The sequence below is a fragment of the Pseudomonas sp. 2822-17 genome (assembly GCF_002742485.1).
GTDB classification, from domain to species: domain Bacteria; phylum Pseudomonadota; class Gammaproteobacteria; order Pseudomonadales; family Pseudomonadaceae; genus Aquipseudomonas; species Aquipseudomonas cyclaminis.
In genome coordinates, this window is sequence record NZ_LJRZ01000295.1 from 41,052 (window position 1) to 60,576 (window position 19,525).

The 19,525-nt window shown below is 61.7% G+C and carries 17 protein-coding genes; 9 read left to right on the plus strand and 8 right to left on the minus strand.

The features are described 5' to 3' along the window. Window positions 1-65: 65 nt before the first annotated feature. Complete coding sequence (locus AOA60_RS04185; RefSeq protein WP_099583317.1) at window positions 66-737, plus strand: COG3650 family protein; 672 nt, start codon at window positions 66-68, stop codon at window positions 735-737. A gap of 105 nt (window positions 738-842) precedes the next feature. Next, window positions 843-2,456, plus strand: coding sequence for an NAD(P)/FAD-dependent oxidoreductase (locus AOA60_RS04190; protein ID WP_099583318.1), 1,614 nt, complete (start codon window positions 843-845; stop codon window positions 2,454-2,456). 62 nt (window positions 2,457-2,518) lie between these two features. Here the strand turns inward: AOA60_RS04190 and AOA60_RS04195 are convergent, their stop codons facing one another. After that, window positions 2,519-3,613 (minus strand): PLP-dependent cysteine synthase family protein, encoded by a 1,095-nt coding sequence (locus tag AOA60_RS04195; RefSeq protein WP_099583319.1) that lies wholly within the window; start codon window positions 3,611-3,613, stop codon window positions 2,519-2,521. Between the two features lie 216 nt (window positions 3,614-3,829). Between AOA60_RS04195 and nhaA the strand changes: the two genes are divergently transcribed. Then, window positions 3,830-5,005: a Na+/H+ antiporter NhaA gene (gene nhaA, locus AOA60_RS04200; protein WP_099583320.1), complete on the plus strand. Its 1,176-nt coding sequence runs from the start codon at window positions 3,830-3,832 to the stop codon at window positions 5,003-5,005. A gap of 75 nt (window positions 5,006-5,080) precedes the next feature. Here the strand turns inward: nhaA and AOA60_RS04205 are convergent, their stop codons facing one another. The 6 genes from AOA60_RS04205 to dinG all read right to left on the minus strand — a co-directional run bounded on the left by AOA60_RS04205 (window position 5,081) and on the right by dinG (window position 13,556). Further along, on the minus strand, window positions 5,081-5,545 hold the full coding sequence (locus AOA60_RS04205) for a glycine zipper 2TM domain-containing protein (RefSeq protein ID WP_003189251.1): 465 nt from the start codon (window positions 5,543-5,545) through the stop codon (window positions 5,081-5,083). 264 nt (window positions 5,546-5,809) lie between these two features. Further along, window positions 5,810-6,457, minus strand: coding sequence for a pyridoxamine 5'-phosphate oxidase (gene pdxH, locus AOA60_RS04210; protein WP_099583321.1), 648 nt, complete (start codon window positions 6,455-6,457; stop codon window positions 5,810-5,812). Between the two features lie 27 nt (window positions 6,458-6,484). Beyond that, a complete protein-coding gene (locus AOA60_RS04215; protein ID WP_099583322.1) occupies window positions 6,485-7,654 on the minus strand; it encodes an OmpA family protein in 1,170 nt (389 codons plus the stop codon). Between the two features lie 143 nt (window positions 7,655-7,797). Continuing rightward, window positions 7,798-8,943 carry a serine hydrolase domain-containing protein gene (locus tag AOA60_RS04220; protein WP_099583540.1) on the minus strand — a complete coding sequence of 382 codons (1,146 nt, stop codon included), beginning with the start codon at window positions 8,941-8,943 and terminating at the stop codon, window positions 7,798-7,800. A gap of 82 nt (window positions 8,944-9,025) precedes the next feature. Further along, window positions 9,026-11,323, minus strand: a complete 2,298-nt coding sequence (locus AOA60_RS04225; protein WP_099583323.1) for a beta-galactosidase — start codon at window positions 11,321-11,323, stop codon at window positions 9,026-9,028. A gap of 88 nt (window positions 11,324-11,411) precedes the next feature. Then, complete coding sequence (dinG, locus tag AOA60_RS04230; protein WP_099583324.1) at window positions 11,412-13,556, minus strand: ATP-dependent DNA helicase DinG; 2,145 nt, start codon at window positions 13,554-13,556, stop codon at window positions 11,412-11,414. 99 nt (window positions 13,557-13,655) lie between these two features. On the opposite strand from dinG, the gene AOA60_RS04235 reads away from it, so the two are divergent. Further along, the gene (locus tag AOA60_RS04235; protein ID WP_099583325.1) at window positions 13,656-14,120 is read left to right on the plus strand and encodes a CopD family protein; all 465 of its coding nucleotides are present in this window, start codon (window positions 13,656-13,658) and stop codon (window positions 14,118-14,120) included. A 100-nt stretch (window positions 14,121-14,220) separates the two neighbouring features. Here AOA60_RS04235 and AOA60_RS04240 read toward each other — a convergent pair whose 3' ends face one another. Further along, complete coding sequence (locus AOA60_RS04240) at window positions 14,221-14,979, minus strand: hypothetical protein (protein ID WP_099583326.1); 759 nt, start codon at window positions 14,977-14,979, stop codon at window positions 14,221-14,223. A gap of 206 nt (window positions 14,980-15,185) precedes the next feature. Between AOA60_RS04240 and AOA60_RS04245 the strand changes: the two genes are divergently transcribed. From AOA60_RS04245 to AOA60_RS04265, 5 genes are all read left to right on the plus strand, one after another. Further along, window positions 15,186-15,683 carry a DUF6231 family protein gene (locus tag AOA60_RS04245; RefSeq protein ID WP_099583327.1) on the plus strand — a complete coding sequence of 166 codons (498 nt, stop codon included), beginning with the start codon at window positions 15,186-15,188 and terminating at the stop codon, window positions 15,681-15,683. Between the two features lie 4 nt (window positions 15,684-15,687). Continuing rightward, on the plus strand, window positions 15,688-16,158 hold the full coding sequence (locus AOA60_RS04250) for a YchJ family protein (RefSeq protein WP_099583328.1): 471 nt from the start codon (window positions 15,688-15,690) through the stop codon (window positions 16,156-16,158). A 19-nt stretch (window positions 16,159-16,177) separates the two neighbouring features. Next, window positions 16,178-16,660 (plus strand): LEA type 2 family protein, encoded by a 483-nt coding sequence (locus AOA60_RS04255; RefSeq protein WP_099583329.1) that lies wholly within the window; start codon window positions 16,178-16,180, stop codon window positions 16,658-16,660. Beyond that, window positions 16,657-16,869, plus strand: coding sequence for an SEC-C metal-binding domain-containing protein (locus AOA60_RS04260; RefSeq protein ID WP_099583330.1), 213 nt, complete (start codon window positions 16,657-16,659; stop codon window positions 16,867-16,869). Before AOA60_RS04255 ends, AOA60_RS04260 begins: the two co-directional genes overlap by 4 nt. A gap of 158 nt (window positions 16,870-17,027) precedes the next feature. Then, window positions 17,028-19,469, plus strand: a complete 2,442-nt coding sequence (locus AOA60_RS04265) for a penicillin acylase family protein (RefSeq protein ID WP_099583331.1) — start codon at window positions 17,028-17,030, stop codon at window positions 19,467-19,469. The last annotated feature ends 56 nt before the right edge of the window (window positions 19,470-19,525 follow it).

The following is a 19,525-nucleotide window of genomic DNA, read 5'->3' on the forward strand; positions in this document are numbered from 1 at the left end:
GGCGGCCGGGCTTGTGATGCATCGCCAGCCTGCGTAACGTGGCGGCACTTGCCTGGAGACCCCTTATGCGTGCCGTCCGTAACCTCGCCCTGTTTGCCTTGCTTCCCCTGTTCGCCGCTTGCCAGATGTTCGAAAGCGAGCCGGCGAAGCCCTCTCTCGCGGGGCTGACCCGCATGCAGGGTGAACTCACAGCCGTCGGTGGCAAGCTCTTGTTCCAGCCGTGCAACGACAAACGCAACTATGTGATCAACGACACCGGTGGCACCAGCATCCTGCAGGAAGCGGCCTCCCTGGCCGGTCAGCAGGGTGCATTGTTTGCCGACCTGCGCGGCAAGTTCTCCGGCGTTGCCAGCGGCACTCAGGGCAGCGTGGACCTGCAACAACTCTATCGCGTAGAACGCTCGACCGCAGCCTGCGACGACCCGGACTTCAAGCGCATGACCCTGCGCGCCAAAGGCCACAAGCCCGCCTGGGCGATGAACGTCACCGCCAAGGGCATGGTGCTTGAGCGCGAAGGCCAGCCGCCACTGGCGGTGCCGTATGTAGAGGAGCAGATCGGTGACGGTCGCTTCAACCTGATGACCGAAGCCAACAACCAGCACGTCGAGCTGTGGGTGGCCCCGCAACGCTGCGTGGACAGCGTCAGTGGCAGCCTGCAACACATGACCGCTGAATTGCGGATCAACGGTCAAGTCCAGCGTGGCTGCGCGGCTTTCGGTGGTTCGCGGGACGATTGATCGCATCCTGCGCTTTTTAGCATGACGGGAAACCACGGTTGGGGCTTATAATCGCCGGTTTGCAAAACCGCCGGCCTCACCGAACGCCGCACACCGGATCCTGTCATGTTACGAATCACCGAACTCAAGCTGCCCATCGACCATCCCGAAGAAGACCTGCGGCCTGCCATCTTGCAGCGCCTGGGCATCGCCAGTGATGACCTGCTCGATTTCACCTTGTTCAAACGCAGCTACGACGCCCGCAAGAAGACGTCGGAGCTGTGCTTCATTTACACCATCGACCTGGACGTGAAGGGTGAAGCCGCCCTCCTGCTCAAGTTTGCCGATGACCGCAACGTCAACCCGGCGCCGGACATCAGCTACAAGGTTGTCGGCCAGGCCCCCGAAGGTTTGGTTGAGCGGCCGATCGTCGTCGGTTTTGGCCCGTGCGGCATCTTCGCCGGGCTGCTGCTGGCGCAAATGGGCTTCAAGCCGATCATCCTCGAACGCGGCAAGGAAGTGCGCCAGCGCACCAAGGACACCTGGGGCCTGTGGCGCAAAAGCGTGCTCAACCCCGAGTCCAACGTGCAGTTTGGTGAAGGCGGCGCCGGCACGTTTTCCGACGGCAAACTCTATAGCCAGATCAAGGATCCGAAATTCCACGGCCGCAAAGTGCTGCACGAATTCGTCAAGGCCGGCGCGCCGGAAGAAATCCTCTACGTCAGCAAACCGCATATCGGTACATTCCGCCTGACCGGCGTGGTGGAAAACATGCGCGAGCAGATCATCGCCCTCGGCGGTGAAGTGCGCTTTGAACAACGCGTGACGGACGTGTTGATCGAAGACGGCCAACTGAACGGCGTGGTGGTGGATGGCGGCGAGCAGATCCTGTCCAGGCACGTGATCCTGGCCCTGGGCCATAGCGCCCGCGACACCTTCCGCATGCTCCACGGCCGCGGCGTGTACATGGAAGCCAAGCCGTTCTCGGTGGGCTTTCGCATCGAGCACCCGCAGTCGCTGATCGACGCTGCGCGGCTGGGCAAATACGCCGGGCACCCGAAGCTGGGCGCCGCCGATTACAAACTGGTGCACCACGCGAAGAATGGCCGCTCGGTCTACAGCTTCTGCATGTGCCCCGGCGGCACCGTGGTGGCAGCCACCTCCGAGCCGAACCGCGTCGTGACCAACGGCATGAGCCAGTACTCGCGTAACGAGCGCAATGCCAACTCCGGCATCGTGGTGGGGATCACGCCGGAAGTGGATTACCCAGGTGGCCCACTCGCAGGTATCGAGTTGCAGGAACGCCTGGAATCCCACGCCTACATCCTCGGCGGCAGCAACTACGAGGCGCCGGCGCAGCTGGTGGGTGATTTCATCGCCGGCAAGCCGTCCACCGCCATCGGCAGTGTGGAACCGTCCTACAAACCGGGCGTGTCCTTGGGCGATCTCGCACTGGCGCTGCCGGAATTTGCTATTGAAGCTATCCGCGAAGCGTTGCCAGCCTTTGAAAAGCAGATCAAGGGCTACTCGTTGCACGACGCCGTCTTGACCGGCATCGAAACCCGCACCTCATCACCGCTGCGGATTACCCGTGACGAATCGATGCAGAGCTTGAATGTGAAGGGTCTGTTCCCGGCCGGCGAAGGCGCCGGTTATGCCGGTGGGATTCTGTCGGCAGGCGTTGATGGGATTCGGATCGCCGAAGCGTTGGCGCGGGATATGCTCGGCATCCAGGCCTGAGAACAGCGCAAATTGAATGTGGGAGGGGTAAGCCCCTCTTCCACATTCGCGTCAGCGCCGGGTCAGATATTTGCGCGCAAGACGCTGCCCGGCAACGGTTCGCCCCGCTCCACACTGGCCGCAACGGCCGCCATCAACCCGTCCAACTCATACCCCTGCCCTGCCAGCCATGCCTGGTCGTAATAGGTCGTGGCGTATCGCTCCCCGCCGTCGCACAAGATCGCCACGATAGAACCCGACTCCCCCGCAGCCTTCATCTGCTGCGCCGCCATCAGTGCACCCACCAGGTTGGTCCCGCTGGAACCACCGACTCGCCGACCCAGCCGCTCGGCCAGGTAATGCATGGCTGCCAGTGACAGCGCATCCGGGACCTTGACCATCGCATCGATCACCTTCGGCAAAAACGACGCCTCGACCCGTGGCCGGCCAATGCCTTCGATGCGCGAACCGCAATCGAGGCGCAGGCTCGCATCACCCGTCTGGTAATAGTCAAAAAACACCGAACGCTCGGCATCGGCGCACAGCACACGGGTGCAGTGCTGGCGATAGCGCACATAGCGACCCAGTGTCGCCGTGGTGCCGCCGGTGCCGGGGCTGGAAATCAGCCAGCTCGGCTCGGGATGCTGCTCAAAGCGCATCTGCTGGAAGATCGACTCGGCGATGTTGTTGTTCGCGCGCCAGTCAGTAGCGCGTTCGGCGTAGGTGAACTGGTCCATGAAGTGACCGCCACTTTCCTGCGCAAGGCGTTCGGATTCGGCGTAAATCTGCGTCGGATCCTGCACCAAATGGCTCTTGCCGCCATAGAAAGCAATCTGCGCGATTTTTTCCTGGGAGGTAGTGGCGGGCATCACCGCGATAAACGGCAGGCCCAGCAGCCGTGCGAAGTAAGCTTCGGAGATCGCCGTGGAACCGCTGGAGGCCTCGATCACCGGTGCTCCGGGCTTGAGCCAGCCGTTGCACAGCGCATACAGAAACAGCGAGCGGGCCAGCCGGTGTTTCAGGCTGCCGGTGGGATGGCTCGACTCGTCCTTGAAGTACAACTCGATACCGGGCAACCCCGGCAGCGGCAAGGGGATCAGGTGGGTGTCAGCGCTGCGCTGGAAGTCTGCTTCGATGATACGAATGGCTTCGCGAGCCCAGGGACGATGGTCACTCATGGTGGGTTTCTCTAAGGATTTCCAGGCCAATATTAGGATCTTTCCTACACTCGACACAGATACAGTAACGACTCAATTGGACACACAATTCCCGGCCCCTGACGTAACGCTGAACCTGCCCATTGCTTATAACAAATAAGAATATAACTTTTGTTTTAACAACTAACGGTACGGGTTAGGGTACCCACCTATTGAATCCGGATTGGAGAGCATCCCTTGGCTCTGCGTAGCACTTTCACCCGTTTCTTCCAGCTGGAAGCCGCCAGCGGTCTGTTGTTGATCGCCGCTGCGGCCCTGGCACTGATCATCAACAACTCACCGTTGTCGCACCTGTACGGCGCATTTCTCGACGTGCCCGTGGTGGCGCAGATCGGCGCGTTGAAAATCGACAAGCCGGCCTTGTTGTGGATCAACGATGGCCTGATGGCGCTGTTCTTCCTGTTGATCGGCCTGGAGGTCAAGCGCGAGCTGCTTGACGGCCATCTGTCCAAACCATCGCAAGTGGTACTGCCCGGCGCTGCTGCCATCGGCGGTATGGTGGTGCCGGCGCTGATCTACTGGGCGATCAACAAGGACTTCCCGAGCGCCCTCTCGGGCTGGGCAATCCCGATGGCCACCGACATTGCCTTCGCCCTGGGCGTGTTGGCGCTGCTGGGCAAACGCGTGCCGGTGTCGCTGAAGCTGTTCCTGATGACACTGGCCATCATCGATGACCTCGGTGCAATCATCGTGATCGCTGTGTTCTATTCCGCCGATTTGTCCGGCGCAGCGCTGGCAGGCGCAGGCGCGTGCCTGGTGGCCTTGATCGCGATGAACCGCCTCGGCGTGATCAAGCTCTGGGCCTACCTGATCGTCGGCCTGATCCTGTGGGTCTGTGTACTCAAGAGTGGCGTGCACGCCACGCTGGCCGGCGTGACGCTGGCGTTCTGCATCCCGATGCGCACCAAGAACGCCGAACCCTCGCCGCTGCTGACCCTCGAACACGCCCTTCACCCGTGGGTGGCTTACGGCATCCTGCCGCTGTTCGCCTTTGCCAACGCCGGCGTATCCCTCACCGGTGTCAGCCTGGAAAGCTTCACCCATCACGTGCCCATGGGTATTGCCGCGGGCCTGTTGATCGGCAAGACCGTCGGTGTGTTCGGCCTCACCTGGCTGGCCATCAAGACCGGCCTCGCAGCACTGCCAAGTGGTGCGAGCTGGGGCCAAGTCTTTGGTGTGGCAATCCTGTGCGGCATCGGCTTCACCATGAGCCTGTTTGTCGGCTCCCTGGCGTTTGTACCAGGCGTCAGCGAGTTTGCCGGCGAGGATCGCATGGGGATTCTGACCGGGTCGATATTGGCGGCATGTATCGGGTATATGGTGACGGCGATGGCGAGTCGCAAGAAAGCCTGACCCCCCTGAACAACGCCCACAAAAAACCCCAACCGGTCACCCGGCTGGGGTTTTTCTTTGCCTGCTGCTTACTGCTTAACGGGTAACGCGGCTGGTGCCATCCACCGTCATGATCCGCACGCGGTCGCCAATGCGGAAGATTTCATTCTCCTGCACGGCCTGCACGTAGGCGCGCATGCTGCCGTCGTCTTCGCGAACGGTGATTTCCACGCCTTGGGTGCGGGTCAGGCCTTCTTCGGTGGCCGAACCCAACAGGCCGCCGGCGACTGCACCGATCACCGCAGTGACAATGCTGCCACGGCCGCCGCCGATGGCGCTGCCGCCAACACCGCCGATGACTGCGCCGGCAGCGCCGCCGATTGGGGTCTTGGTGCCTTCGATTTTCACCGGACGCAGAGATTCGATGGTGCCCATGCGCACGGTCTGTACACGACGCGCTTCATCACGGGAATACGAATCGCCGGTCAAACTTGAGGCGCAGCCACCCAGCAGCAGCGACAGGGTGGTAAAGCAGGCAACCAGTAAAACGGACTTACGCATAGCATCAACTCCAAAGGACAGGTGTTCATTAGACGCTGCGGCTTGGCGCCTGTCACGGCAAGCACCACAGAAAACTGCTTTCATTCAGCCTGAGTACAGACTGCACACACCAGAAAACTCGACAAACGGTAGCTCAGTTTTTGCGCCAACAGATGTCATGACGGTTTCATCATTGTAGCCGGGCAGCCGCATGCGACCGAAGTCTCTCCCATAGAGACGTCGGTGCTGCGAACAACATTCAGGTGAGGTGACGAAAGGTGCCGCTCAGGGTGCCAGGCGCTCGCGGGCCCACTCGGTCCCTTGCAGGCGGTAATTCAGGCGGTCATGCAGGCGGCTGGCGCGGCCTTGCCAGAACTCGATACGCTCCGGCAGCAGACGATAGCCACCCCAATGCTCGGGGCAGTCGGGCTGGGTATCGCTGAAACGCTGTTCGGTGGCCTTGAGCAGGTCTTGCAGTTCTGCACGGTCACGAATGACCTGGCTCTGCGGGGAGGCCCAGGCACCCAGGCGGCTGCCCAAAGGCCGGACCTGATAATACGCGTCCGACTCCTCAGGCGTGACCTTGACCACCCGCCCTTCGATGCGCACCTGGCGCTCAAGGGTCGGCCAGAAAAACGTCATGGCTGCGAACGGTCGCGCCGCGAGCTGTTGACCCTTGGCGCTCTGATAGTTGGTAAAGAAGGTAAAGCCCTGCGCATCCAGGCCCTTGAGCAATAGGATGCGGCAGTGCGGGCGACCGTCCTGGTCGACCGTTGCCAGGGTCATGGCATTGGCTTCCACCGGTGGCTGCTCGGTTTTCACCGCGTCGGCAAACCACTGGTGGAACAACGCAAACGGCTCGTCCGGGGCCTGGGCCTCGCTCAAACCGTCCCGTGTGTAGTCACGGCGCATATCGGCCAGTGCCTGGGTCATGCGGCTTTATCCTTCTGGTTCAGCGGATCAGTTTTTGGCCTGGTCGTTCGCCGGTGCAGCAGCCTTGGCTTTGGCCGGAGCCGCTTTCTTGGCCGCTGGCTTGGCCGGCGCCTTTTTAGCGGCTGGCTTGGCGGCAGCTTTCTTGGCGGCCGGGGCTTTTTTCGCCGGTGCTTTGGCAGCAGGAGCCGGTGCAGGTACGTTCTGTACCGCAACCATTTCAGCCACAGGCGGCGTCTTGCCCGAGTTGTACTTGCTCAGCAGCGCCAACATAGTTGTACGCTGAGTGAACATAATTTCCATGCGACGGTTCAGCGCACGGCCCTGGGTGCTGTCGTTGGCGGCACGTGGCATCAGGTCACCCATGCCACGCAGCATCAGTCGATCCTGCTTCAAGCCGCTGAGGCTGAAAATCGAAGCGATCGACTGTGCGCGTTCCTTGCTCAACGCCTGGCTCGCCGGGGCGGTGCCGGTGGCGTCTACGTGACCAAGAACCAGCACGGCGGTCTTGGGATCGGCTTCAACAGCCTTGGCAACACGTGTGAACGGGCCAAGGGTAACCGGCAGCAGCATGGCTGGACGTTTCGGGTTGTAGGAGCCATCAACCGGGGCAATCACGACGAGCACGTTGTCGCGACGTTCCAGTTGCAGGTTGCTGTCCTTGATGGCGGCGCGCAGGCGCGGCTCATAGTCGTCCAACCAGGCCTGGGTGATTTTCGGATCAGGCATCGGCACGTTGGTCACGTCGACCTTGGACAATGGCTTGGGTTTGCTTTCGAACGGCCACCACCAATGGGTTTCGCTGTCAGTCTTGGCCACGGCTGGCGCAGCGGCAGGTGCCGGAGTGGCGGCCTTGAGGTCGGCTTTCAGGTCTGCAGCCTTGGCATCGGCAGCTTTTTCGTCGGCGCTTTTGGAGGAGAACGGCCACCAGCTGGAGCCAGTGTCAGCCTTGGCTGCCGGAGCAGATGCGGGTACGGGTGCAGGTGCAGGTGCAGCAGCCGCTACAGGTGCGGCAGGCTTGGCGCCAGCAGCAGGCTTGGCATCTGGCTTGGCGTCGGTTTGGGTCACTGCGTCCTTGGTAGCGGCCTTATCAGATCCAAATGACCACCAATGCCCACCCTCGGCATCATTCTGTGGAGTTTGTGCGCAGCCGGTAATGGTGAGGCAAAGCGCCAGTGCCAAGGACTTGTTCGATAACATGAGATATCCACAAAATGAGAAAAGAAACGGGGGTCTGGATGACCCGTTAAACAGACGCTTACAGAACTTTAAAGTTACAAAATTTCGTTCAGCGCCTTCTTATAGTTGCCTTTGTAACAAAAAAACGTGAAACAGCAAGGGGTTTACAGACAACCGGCCAATATTCCGACCAACTTCTGTGCACGGGGGTCCATAAGTACATAAGGCCCCAATGTATTAGTCACGAAACCAAACGCTACATCATGCCCAGGATCGGCAAAACCGACCGAGCCGCCAGCGCCCGGGTGCCCGAAAGCCCGTGGGCCCAGGCCAAACGTGGCGTTGGGCAATTGCGGTTGATCCAACATGCAGCCCAGGCCAAAACGAGTTTGTGTCAATAATGTTTTATCCAACCCGATACTGTGTTCACGGGTCAACTCTTCGAGCATGTCGGCTTCCAACAAACTACCGTCCAACAACCCACTGTAAAAACCCGCCAGACTGCGTGCATTACCGTGACCATTAGCCGCGGGCTGCTGCATGCGTCGCCATTCAGGTTTATTAGTACTGGTCAGAATAGACGGTGGGTTGGCAAATGCCCGTGTAGTCATGGCGGTGGGCTCACGCATCATTACTTGCAGTAACCGTTGCGCGGACTCATCGCCCATATTGCCTTTGCTGCGTGCAATATGGGCAACACGATAAAACTCTGCGTCTGCCAGGCCCACATGAAAGTCCAGGCCCAACGGCCTTGCAACCCGCGCCACAATCGACTCACCCGGCCCACGCCCATCGGCGCGACGCAGCAATTCGCCGACCAACCAACCGTAGGTAATCGCTTCGTAGCCATGGCCCTGGCCTGGCGTCCACCAAGGTGCTTCGGCAGCCAGGGTGTCGACCATCAATTGCCAGTCGTACAGGGCTTCGGTAGGCAGCATTTCGCGGATCGCCGGCAAACCCGCCTGATGGCAGAGCAACTGGCGCAGCGTGATGTTTTCCTTGCCGGCAGCGGCAAATTCCGGCCAATACCTGGCCACGGGAGCGTCCAGCTGCAACTTGCCCTCGGCCACCAGTTGCAGGGCCGTGACGGCGGTGAAGGTCTTGGTGCAGGAGAACAGGTTGACGATGGTGTCGCTGTGCCAGGCCTCGGCGCCGTCCTTGTCCGCCGTGCCCGCCCACAGGTCGACGACGGTTTCGCCGCCGATCTGGATGCAGAGCCCGGCACCACGCTCCTGCGGGTCATCGAACAGCGCGGCAAACGCTTCACGTACCGCTTCGAACCGGAGTTCGTAATGACCCTGAATCTGCACGTAAGCCGCCTCGAAAAACACCATGGAAAGTGGCCGACATTGTTCCAGCCCTTGTGGCTTTTGTGAACCCGTCAGCCCTCAATCAGTGACCGTTTCCGGCGTGCCCACCAGCATGCCCGGCGCCCTGCCCCGCGCTTTTGCCGTCATGCCCAGATTTACCGCCTTCGCCTTCACGGACCGCGCCGGCCGCCTTGGCCTTTTCTGCTTCCTTGCCCAGTTGTTCTACCGTCGCCAGGTTGCTTTTACGCACGCTGTCGACAAACCCCTGGTAAGGCACATCGGTGATGCCCACCAGGCCGAAGTGGCCGTTTTCACCGTCCAGCAAACGGCCGGTCACCGGCTGGTCCAGGTACTGGAACCAGTGCACGCCGACAATCGACGGTTCGGCCATGGCCTGCTTGAGGAAGTTGGCGTACGCCGCAGCGCGATCTTCTTCCCTGGCCAACTGGGTCACACCGCCCCAGAACGGGCCACGGTCGGCAGAGCCAAAGTTGAATTCAGTGATCAGCACCGGTTTATCCAGTGCGCGCAACGCGGCGAAGTCGTAACCGTCCTGGGGCTTGAGGGTGTACATGTTGAAACTCAGCACATCGCAATACTGCGCGCACGACGCCACAGCTTCCGGAGTGCTCACCGCATAACGACCGCCCAGCAGCAACTGGTTCGGCGCGTGCCATTTGAGGGAGTCGGAGATGGTCTTGAAGTAGGCATCGGCGAAGGTTTTCTGGAAGTATTTGAAGTCCGCCTCGATTTCCGGGTGCTCCGGGTTTGGCATGGGTGGCTCGAAACCTGGGTCTTCCATCAGCTCCCAACCCGCCAATTCGATGCCCCACGCTTTCGACAGGCCATCTTCGTTGCGGTACTTGTCCCGAAGTTGCTTGAGGAACGCACGTTTGGCCGGAACGTCAGTGGTCATGCGCAGCGTGCCGTAGGCCAAGGCGTAACGGGATTTCGGATCATCACCCGGCCCGGCCCAGGCCAGTTCGTTATCGGCAAAGAAGCCGATCAACCACGGGTCGTCACGGTGATCGCGGGCGGCGATGGCCACGGCACGCTCGGTGGCCATGGCGAAGCGCGGGTCGAACGGATCGGGCATGCCGCCCCACCAGTCCGTGCCGGTGCTGATGCTGGCGTAATCGCCGACGATCGACAGCGGCAAGGTGTACGGCACACGGTCGGCGCGGGCCAATTCTGCATCGCTCCAGTTGCCAACGGTGTTGAAACCCCAGGCTTGCAGACGATCAAGGGTGTGGGTCACCCAACGCTTCTGGTCGAAGCCTTCGCCGCCGTAAGCGCGCTGCAGGTTGGCACCGTAGAAATCGTACCAACGCCCGGCACCGAAGCTGCGACCTTCACCGGCGCCGTTGCCAGTGCGGTTATCGCCGCTGCCGTAATACTTGTCCAAAGGTTCACCGGCCTTGGGCAAAGCCGCGAACATCCATTCGCGGCCCGCCACATAGGTCTGGCTGTTGTCGGCAGCCACGGTATTGACGCCCAAGGAATAGAACGGATGCCCCTCCGGCGTCACCAGATACCAGCGGCCGTCACGCTTTTCGGTGTGGAAAAAACCGCTGGCCTTGAATACAGGGCCTTTGTTCCAGCCGCCAAACCGGTCCAATGCGGATTTATCCCGCGCAGCCAGCCAACCCTGGAGCTGGGCTTGCTCCTTGGCGACGGCGGCCTTGAGTTGCTCGTCGCTGCTGACTTTCTCCGGCCAGCGCGCACGGGTGGATTGCCCGTACGTGTCCACCAGCTCGCTGTAAGCAGCCTTCAAAACCGGCTCACTGTCCTGCACGCCAAAGCGCTCCAGCAGAATGCTTTGGGCCGCATTGGGCTTGATCATCGACAGCGTCACCGAAACCACTTGGCTGCGGTCGATTTCCCCCGCACTGCCGGCCAGCAATACGCGTTGGCCGTCCACGGTGATCGGCATCGGCGGGCCGGCCTTCATGCCCTGGCTCAGTGGCGTGTTGGCTTGCAGCGGGATCAGCAGGGTCTGGGCCGGGCCGGCCGGCAGGTCGATGCGGCTGACCAAGGTCTTGCCGTCACTGCTCTGCACCTTGACGTAGAGGGTCAGCGCCCAGTCCATGGCGCTCTGGATACGCAGGCTCATGGCGCCGGACTGCGACCAATCCCACACGCCGGTCTGCGGGCTGAGCACCAGGCTGGGTTCGGCAGCCGGGTTGAACGTGATGCGGCGCAACACCTCACCTTCAGGGGTTTGCTCGGCGTTGTATTGCGGCAGGCTGGCGTCCTGGGTCGCCACCTTGACCACATCGGCAGGCCGGACGAAGTTGAACAGGGTTTGTTGCCCGGCAGGCGCGGCCATCAAGGGCGCAGTGAACAGCAGGGCAAAAAGGGCGGGCAGCGTGCGAATCATACGAGCAAGGTTCTCCCAAACGGCCGGTGAATGGCCTGATGACATTGATGAGATAGACCACGAAGTGGGCGAATCCGCCCACGGTGGCTTAAGAAATTTCGCGCCGGAACGGCGGTAAAGCATTGAGGATAGCTTTACCGTAGCGCTGGGTGACCAAACGACGGTCGAGCAAGGTGATGGTGCCCCGGTCTTCTTCGGTACGCAGCAAGCGCCCGCAGGCCTGCACCAGCTTCAGGGAAGCATCCGGCACGGAGATTTCCATGAACGGGTTACCGCCCCGGGCTTCGATCCATTCGGCCAACGCGGCCTCCACCGGATCATCCGGTACCGAGAACGGGATCTTGGCGATCACCACGTGCTCGCAGTACGCGCCCGGCAAGTCGACACCCTCGGCAAAGCTCGCCAGGCCGAACAGTACGCTGGAATCGCCGCCATCGACGCGCGCCTTGTGCTTGTTCAGGGTTTCCTGCTTGGACAGGTTGCCCTGGATAAACACTTGCTTGCGCCAGTCGCGGTCGAGGCCGTCGAACACGTCCTGCATCTGCTTGCGCGAGGAGAACAGCACCAGCGTGCCCCGGGAGCCTTCGACCAGGCCCGGCAAGTCACGAATGATCGCCGCAGTGTGGGCCGGCGCGTCACGCGGATCGGCCTTGAGGTCCGGTACCCGCAACACACCGGCGTCGGCGTGGTGGAACGGGCTCGGCACCACGGCGGTGACGGCTTTTTTCGGCAGCCCGGCACGCATGCGGAAGCGGTCGAAAGTGCCCAGGGCGGTCAGCGTGGCCGAGGTCACCAGGCAGCCGTAGGCCACGTTCCACAGGTTGCGCCGCAGCATTTCGGCGGCAAGGATCGGGCTGGCGTTGACCTCGATATCAAACAGCGCGCCGCTTTCCGACAAGGTCAGCCAACGCGCCATGGGCGGGTTGTCTTCCGGGTCTTCGACGGTAAACGCAGTCCACAGCTCCCAGTTGCCCTGGGAACGGGACAACAGGCTGCCGAACAGCGGGTACCACTCCTCGGCCTGGTTGCTGGCGATGCCGATATTGACCTCGCCATCCATGCCTTCCTTGAGCAGATCCGTGAGACGGGTGAACAGGTCGGTCAGGCGTGAAAAGCCCTTCTTCAGCTCAATGCCCATTTCGCGCATATGCTCGGGGATCATCCCGCCGACAAAGCGGTGTCGAGGGCGTTCACGGCCTTCCACATCTTCGCCGGGCTTGAAGTCGGCAACCTGCTCGCAGGCGCTGAACATGAACTGCTGCTGGGTCTTGATCTCCCGCGCCAGCTCTGGCACCTGCTCGATCAGCTTGCCCAGGTCACCGGGCAGCGGGTGCTGGGCCAGCAATTTGGTGAGGTTCTTCGCGGTGGACTCCAACCAGTCGGCGGTGGAGCGCAGGCGCGTGTAGTGGGCGAAGTGGCCGATGGCCTTGTCGGGCAGGTGATGCCCTTCGTCGAACACATAGAGCGTGTCGCGGGGGTCCGGCAACACAGCGCCGCCGCCCAGGGCCAGGTCGGCCAGGACCATATCGTGGTTGGTGACGATTACGTCGACCTTGCCCATGCCCTCGCGTGCCTTGTAGAAGGCGCATTGGCCGAAGTTCGGGCAATGGCGGTTGGTGCACTGGCTATGGTCGGTGGTCAGGCGCGCCCAGTCGGCGTCTTCCAGGGCGGTGGGCCAGCTGTCGCGGTCGCCGTCCCATTTATTGCCGGCGAGTTTCTCGATCATGCTGGTAAACAGCTTCTGGCTGACTTCATCAACCTCAATCTTGAAGCCTTCTTCTTCGAACAGCGACGCCGTGGCCGTCTGCGCGTGGCCTTCCTGCAACAACACGTCGAGCTTGGACAGGCACATGTAGCGACCGCGGCCCTTGGCCAGGGCGAACGTGAAGTTCAGGCCGCTGTTGCGCATCAGGTCAGGCAGGTCTTTGTAGACGATCTGCTCTTGCAGGGCGACGGTGGCGGTGGCGATCACCAGGCGTTTGCCCGCGGCCTTGGCGGTAGGGATCGCGGCCAGGCTGTAGGCCACGGTCTTGCCGGTACCGGTGCCGGCTTCGACGGCCACGACCGCCGGGTCACCCTCGCGGCGACCTTCGTCGTCGGTGTCGATATCCCCGAGGACCTTGGCAACTTCGGCGATCATCAGGCGTTGGCCATAGCGCGGTTTCAGGCTCTTGGCTTCGAGAAAACGCGAGTAGGCGCCCTGGATCGTGGTTTTGAGTTCAGTGCTGATCATGGATAGTCGGGCGCAAAAAACGCTGGATAAATTTTCAGTGGTTCGGATCGGCCGCTATCATACCCCGCTAATTAATCCCGCGCAGAACGGAGTACCACAATGACCGCGTTTAGCCTCGCTTACACCCTGCATGTATTGGCCGCCCTGGTATGGGTGGGCGGTATGTTTTTCGCCTGGATGATCCTGCGCCCCGCCGCTGTGGCGGCACTTGAGGGCCCTGCCCGGCTGACGCTGTGGGCGAATGTGTTTCAACGTTTTTTCGTATGGGTGTGGGTGGCGGTGCTGATTTTGCCGATCAGCGGTGTCGGCCTGCTGCACCTGCGCTTCAGCGGGTTTGAGACTGCACCCCGTTACGTGCAGGTGATGATGGGCTTGTATCTGGTGATGACGGCGCTGTTTATCCGCATCCAGGCGTTGAAGTTTCCGCAGTTGAAGGCAGCAGTGACGGCACAGGATTGGCCGGCGGGCGCGGCTGCGCTGGGGCAGATTCGCAAGTTGGTGGGGATCAACCTGATTGTGGGGCTAGTGGTGGTGGCGATTGCTTCGGCTCGGCCGATGTTCTGAGGCGAGTCTTATATCGCCATCGGGGGCAAGCCCCCTCCCACAGTTAGATGCATTCCAAATGTGGGAGGGGGCTTGCCCCGATGGCGTCAGACCTTTCGACTCAAAGCCGCTGGATGGTCACCGTCCCCGCCGGCCCAACCGGCCCCGGCTGCCCTTCCAACCCTGGCCGGCCTTTTTCGCCACCATCGGCGCGGTACACCAGGCAGCCTTTGGATTCCCCGCCCTTGCCGGGTTTGCCTGCTACACCGGCCAACCCACCGGCGCCGCCGTCCACCCAGACCTTGATGTGTTCAGCCGGGAAGTCCTTCGGCAACTCCACGCGTACCTGTGCGCCCGCGCCACCTGGCAGGCCATCACCGCCGTTATCCCCATTAAAACCGCGCCCTGCCGAGCCCCAGGTGCAGCCAGGGTCCACGCCGTTGGCGCCATCAAGCCCGGCATACCCTTGGGCGCCGGCGCCGCCACGGGCATCTACCGACAGCTCTTCAGCCGTCAGCGAGTTGATGCGCAAGGTCAGGTCTCGTCCGGCCTTGGCCGGTTTTTCATGAGTGCCAGGCGCGCCGCGCGAGGTGATCTGGCTGCCATGCTCCAGTTGCGCACGACCCACCTGCAATTGCAGCCCGACAGCACCGGGGACAATAGCGATGCGTGCGTCACGCCCCAGATGCAGCTCATCGACGTTGACCTGGCTGATGGTCGCCGGGATCAGCAACGTGCCGTAGTCGGCGACCTCCAGGCGCTCCAGTTGCAACACGCTGGTGCTGCTGGGCAGGCGCATCAACGAGTTGGTTTCGACACTGACGCTCTGGGCCAGGGCAACGGGGCTGACCAGCAGGGCCAACAGAAAAACCTTACGCATCATGGGGCTCCTGAGTGTTTTCAAATTTTTCTTTGGACGCACAGTAACGACTTCTACCGGCGATTTGCCAGTGAAGGTTCAAAAAACTTGAGAAGGCCATGGGTTAAGCGAGGATCACCGCCCCTGGAGGATTTTTCGCAGCCTCTCGCTCTAGGCCCGCACGCTCAGCCGCGCTAGTCTCTACGGTCCTGATGTGAGGATCTCTGATGACCGCTGGTATTTCTGCCCGTCCCCCCCAGCAAGCCCTGGCCGCTTTGCTCGATCTGCACCAGCCCAAACGCCTGTTGCTGTTGGGCGCCAGCCAGTTCCCGGCGCTGGATGCCTTTAAGGAGGCGCACCCCGGTACCCAAGTGTCCGTGGCGGCGCCTGGGCCGTTGCCCGCAGAACTGGCGGCGCAGCGCTTTGACCTGGCATTGGTGGTCGATTGCCTGGAGCACCTGTCAAAACCGCAGGGCCTGACCCTGCTCGGCGGTATTCGCAACCTCAACGCCAGCCGCATTGCGGTACTGGTGGACCTGGGTGCCTGCGACTGGAAAGACACTGACTTTTTCTCCCTGGCCCTGCAGGCCGGCGAGCGTTTCCAGCGCGATGAACAGGTGTTGACGCTGTTTACCTACGATCTGCTTGACTATAAACAGGTGCCGGACTGGCTCAACGCCCGCTTCTGGGCCAACCCGGAAAACTTTGGAAAGTATTGGTGGTAACCCAATGAGTACATCCATTTGCCCCTGCGGCAGTGGCAACCTGCTGGATGCCTGCTGCGGCCATTATCACGCCGGCCATCCGGCGCCGTGCGCCAGCGCGTTGATGCGCTCACGCTACAGCGCCTATGTGCTGGGCCTGGTGGACTATCTGGTAGCGACCACGTTGCCCGCGCAACAAGCAGGTCTGGACCGCAACGCCATCAGCGCCTGGAGCGCCCAGAGCACCTGGCTCGGCCTTGAGGTGGAAAGCTCGGAAGTGTTCGGCGGCCAGCCCGAACATGCCTTCGTGACCTTTACTGCGCGCTGGCACGACAGCACCGGCGAACATAGCCACCGCGAACAGTCTTCTTTCGTACAGAATGACGGGCGCTGGTACTTCATCGACCCCACAGTTGAGGTGAAGGCCGGACGCAACGACCCGTGCCTGTGCGGCAGCAGGCAAAAATTCAAGAAGTGCTGTTCCAGCTACTTATAATCCTACAAGGACCCACGCCATGCTCCGGATCTACAGCTTGATGCTGGCGTTAACCTTCGGCCTGAGCGGCTGTGCGTCGTGGTTCGAGGACGACTCGCCGCCGCCCCACATCTCCCTGGTAAAGGTCGAAGTGGTGCGGGCCAAGTTGCTGGAGCAGAAATTCAAACTGTACTTTCGCGTGGACAACCGCGACGACGCCGACCTGACCGTGCGCGGCCTGGTCTACAAGGTCACCCTGGACGACTTTGTGCTGACCGAAGGCGAGTCCAACGAGTGGCTCACCGTGCCTCCCCGAGGCCACGCTTTTTTCAAAGTCTCGGTGCGCACCAACCTCTGGCCGCAGATACGCGATGTGGTGCAATTGTTGAAAAAACCCGACCAGCCCGTGCCCTATCGCCTGGAAGGCGAGCTCAAAACCGGATTATTCATCGGTTATGACGTGCAGGTCGCCCACAATGGCGTGATAATCCCCGGCGATTTTATTCCGGAGCGACATCGATGACTCAGCAACCCCATGTCCATGGTCCTGACTGCAACCACGATCACGACCACGATCACAGTCACCATGACCACGATCACGGCCATGTCCACGGCCCGAACTGCGGCCACGCTCACCAGGAACCCGTGCGCAACGCGTTGAAGGATGTTGGCCGCAACGATCCTTGCCCATGCGGCAGCGAGAAGAAATTCAAGAAGTGCCACGGGGCCTGAGCCACACTGAAAATCTCCATGTGGGAGCAACCACGCCCCACATGGCCCGAGCCAGTCTCAAGATCTAACGCTTAACCCAAAACTCCTGCTTGCGTCGCTTCGCCGCGCTCACTAACGTAGCGCCTTTACTGACGCTACCCCCCCGCAGGAGCTTTGCCATGGCCTCGCCAGCCCTCTCACATTTTCTTCCCCGGTTCGGCGTTGCCGCGGCAGTGGCCAGTGCATTAAGCCTGGCCGGTTGCCAGCTCCAGAGCACCCAGGACACCCTGCCGCCCGTTGCGGGCGTGCAACCGATCAAAGGCCTGGCACAAAACGTGTCGGTGCGTCGCAATGCCCAGGGCATGCCGCTGATTGAAAGCAACACCTTCCACGACGCGCTGTTCAGTCTCGGCTATGTGCACGCCAGTGACCGCATCACCCAGATGGTCACCTTGCGCCTGCTGGCCCAGGGCCGCCTGGCGGAAATGTCCGGCCCTGAGGTGTTGGATGTCGACCGTTTCATGCGTGCGGTCAACCTGAAAAAAAGCGCCGGCGAGCTGTACAGCGCCTCGTCGCCGCGCCTCAAGCGGTTCTTCGAAGTGTATGCCCGTGGCGTCAACGCCTACCTGTTCCGCTACCGCGACAAGCTGCCGCCGGACCTGGCCCAGACCGGCTACAAGCCCGAGTACTGGAAGCCGGAAGATTCGGCACTGTTGTTCTGCCTGCTGAATTTCAGCGAGTCGGCCAACCTGCAGGAAGAAATCGCCTCCCTGGTGCTGGCGCAAAAAGTCGGCGTCGACAAACTCGCCTGGCTCACTCCAAGCGCGCCGGATGAGCCGATCCCAGTGGCCGAGGCCGAGAAACTCAAGGGCGTGAACTTCAGCCAGATCACCGGTCTGGCCGGGCTTGATACCGTGACCCAGCAACTGAGCAGCCTCAATGCCCTGGGCGTGACCACGTCGAGCAACTGGGCCATCGGCCCGCAGCGCAGCCGCAGTGGCAAAAGCCTGCTGGCCAACGACCTGGCCGCCCAACCGCAAGCGCCGTCGCCCTGGAGCTACGTGCAGATCCGCGCCCCGAAATACCAGGCCGTCGGCGCCTCGATTGCCGGCTTGCCGACGCTGCTGTCCGGGTTCAACGGCAAAGTCGCGTGGAGCCTGAGCACGGTCAAGGGCGACACACAGGACCTGTTCCTGGAAAAAGTCAGACGCCAGGGCAACGCGTTGTACTACGAGAACAATGGCAAATGGCTGCCGGCCGGCGTGCGCAACGAGACCTTCTTCGTCAAGGGCCAGCGCTCAATTCGCGAAGTTGTCTACGAAACCCGTCACGGCGCCCTGCTCAACAGCAGCCAGGCACTCACCAGCGGTCTGGGCCTGGCGTTGCAAACAGCCGACTTTAAAGACGACAAGAGCCTGGATGCGTTTTTCGACCTGTCCCGTGCGCAAAACGTCGGCAAGGCCTCGGACGCAACCCGCGAGATTCGCGCCATCGCGTTGAACATGGTGTTTGCCGACGCCACCAATATCGGCTGGCAGGTTACTGGCCGCTTCCCTAACCGCCGCGAAGGTGAAGGTTTGCTGCCGTCGCCGGGCTGGGATGCGCGCTTTGATTGGGACGGTTACGCCGACGCAATGCTGCACCCCTATGACCAGGACCCGGCCCAAGGCTGGATCGGTACCGCCAACCAGCGCACCGCGCCGCGTGGCTATGGCATGCAGTTGTCCAACTCCTGGGATGCCCCGGAGCGCAGCGAGCGCCTGGCGCAACTGGCCAATGCCGGCAAACATGACAGCCGCAGCATGATCGCCATGCAGTACGACCAGACCACCACCTTCGCCGCCAAGCTCAAGGGCATGTTCCAGGCACCAGGCATGGCCCAGCCGCTGAAGCAGGCGATTGATGGATTGCCCGCAGCCGAACAGGTCAAGGCGCGCGAAGCGCTGAAACGCCTGATGGCCTTTGACGGTCGCCTCGTTGCGACGTCTGCCGACGCGGCGCTCTATGAGCTGTTCCTGCAGGAAAGCACCAAGCAGATCTTCCTCGACGAACTCGGCCCGCAAGACAGCGCCAGCTGGAAGGCCTTCGTCAGCAACGCCAGCCTGTCCTACGCCGCCCAGGCGGATCACTTGCTGAGCCGCGAAGACAGCCCGTTCTGGGACGACGTGCGCACACCGCAAAAAGAAGACAAACCGGCGATCCTCGCCCGCAGCCTCGCGGCCGCGATCAGCGCTGGCGACAGCCAATTGGGCGCCGATCACAAGGCCTGGCAGTGGGGCAAACTGCACAGCACCACCTGGAAGAACACCGCAGGCCAAGTCATCCGTGGCCCGCTGGCGTCCGGCGGCGACCACAACACCCTGAATCCCGCGCCCTACAGCTGGGGCCAGGATTTCAATACCACCCAAGTCCCTGCGCTGCGCATGATCGTCGACTTCGGCCAGGCGGAGCCGATGATGGGCCAGGGCGGTATCGGCCAATCCGGCAACCCGGCCAGCCCGAACTACGCCAATGGCATCGACCCGTCGCTCAAGGCGCAATACCTGAGCTTCCCGATGCAGCCGCAGAACTTCGAGAAGGTCTATGGGAAAGCTCGGCTGACCCTGACGCCAGGCAAGTAACTGAATGTATGTGGTCCAAATGTGGGAGGGGGCTTGCCCCCTCCCACATTTTTAGC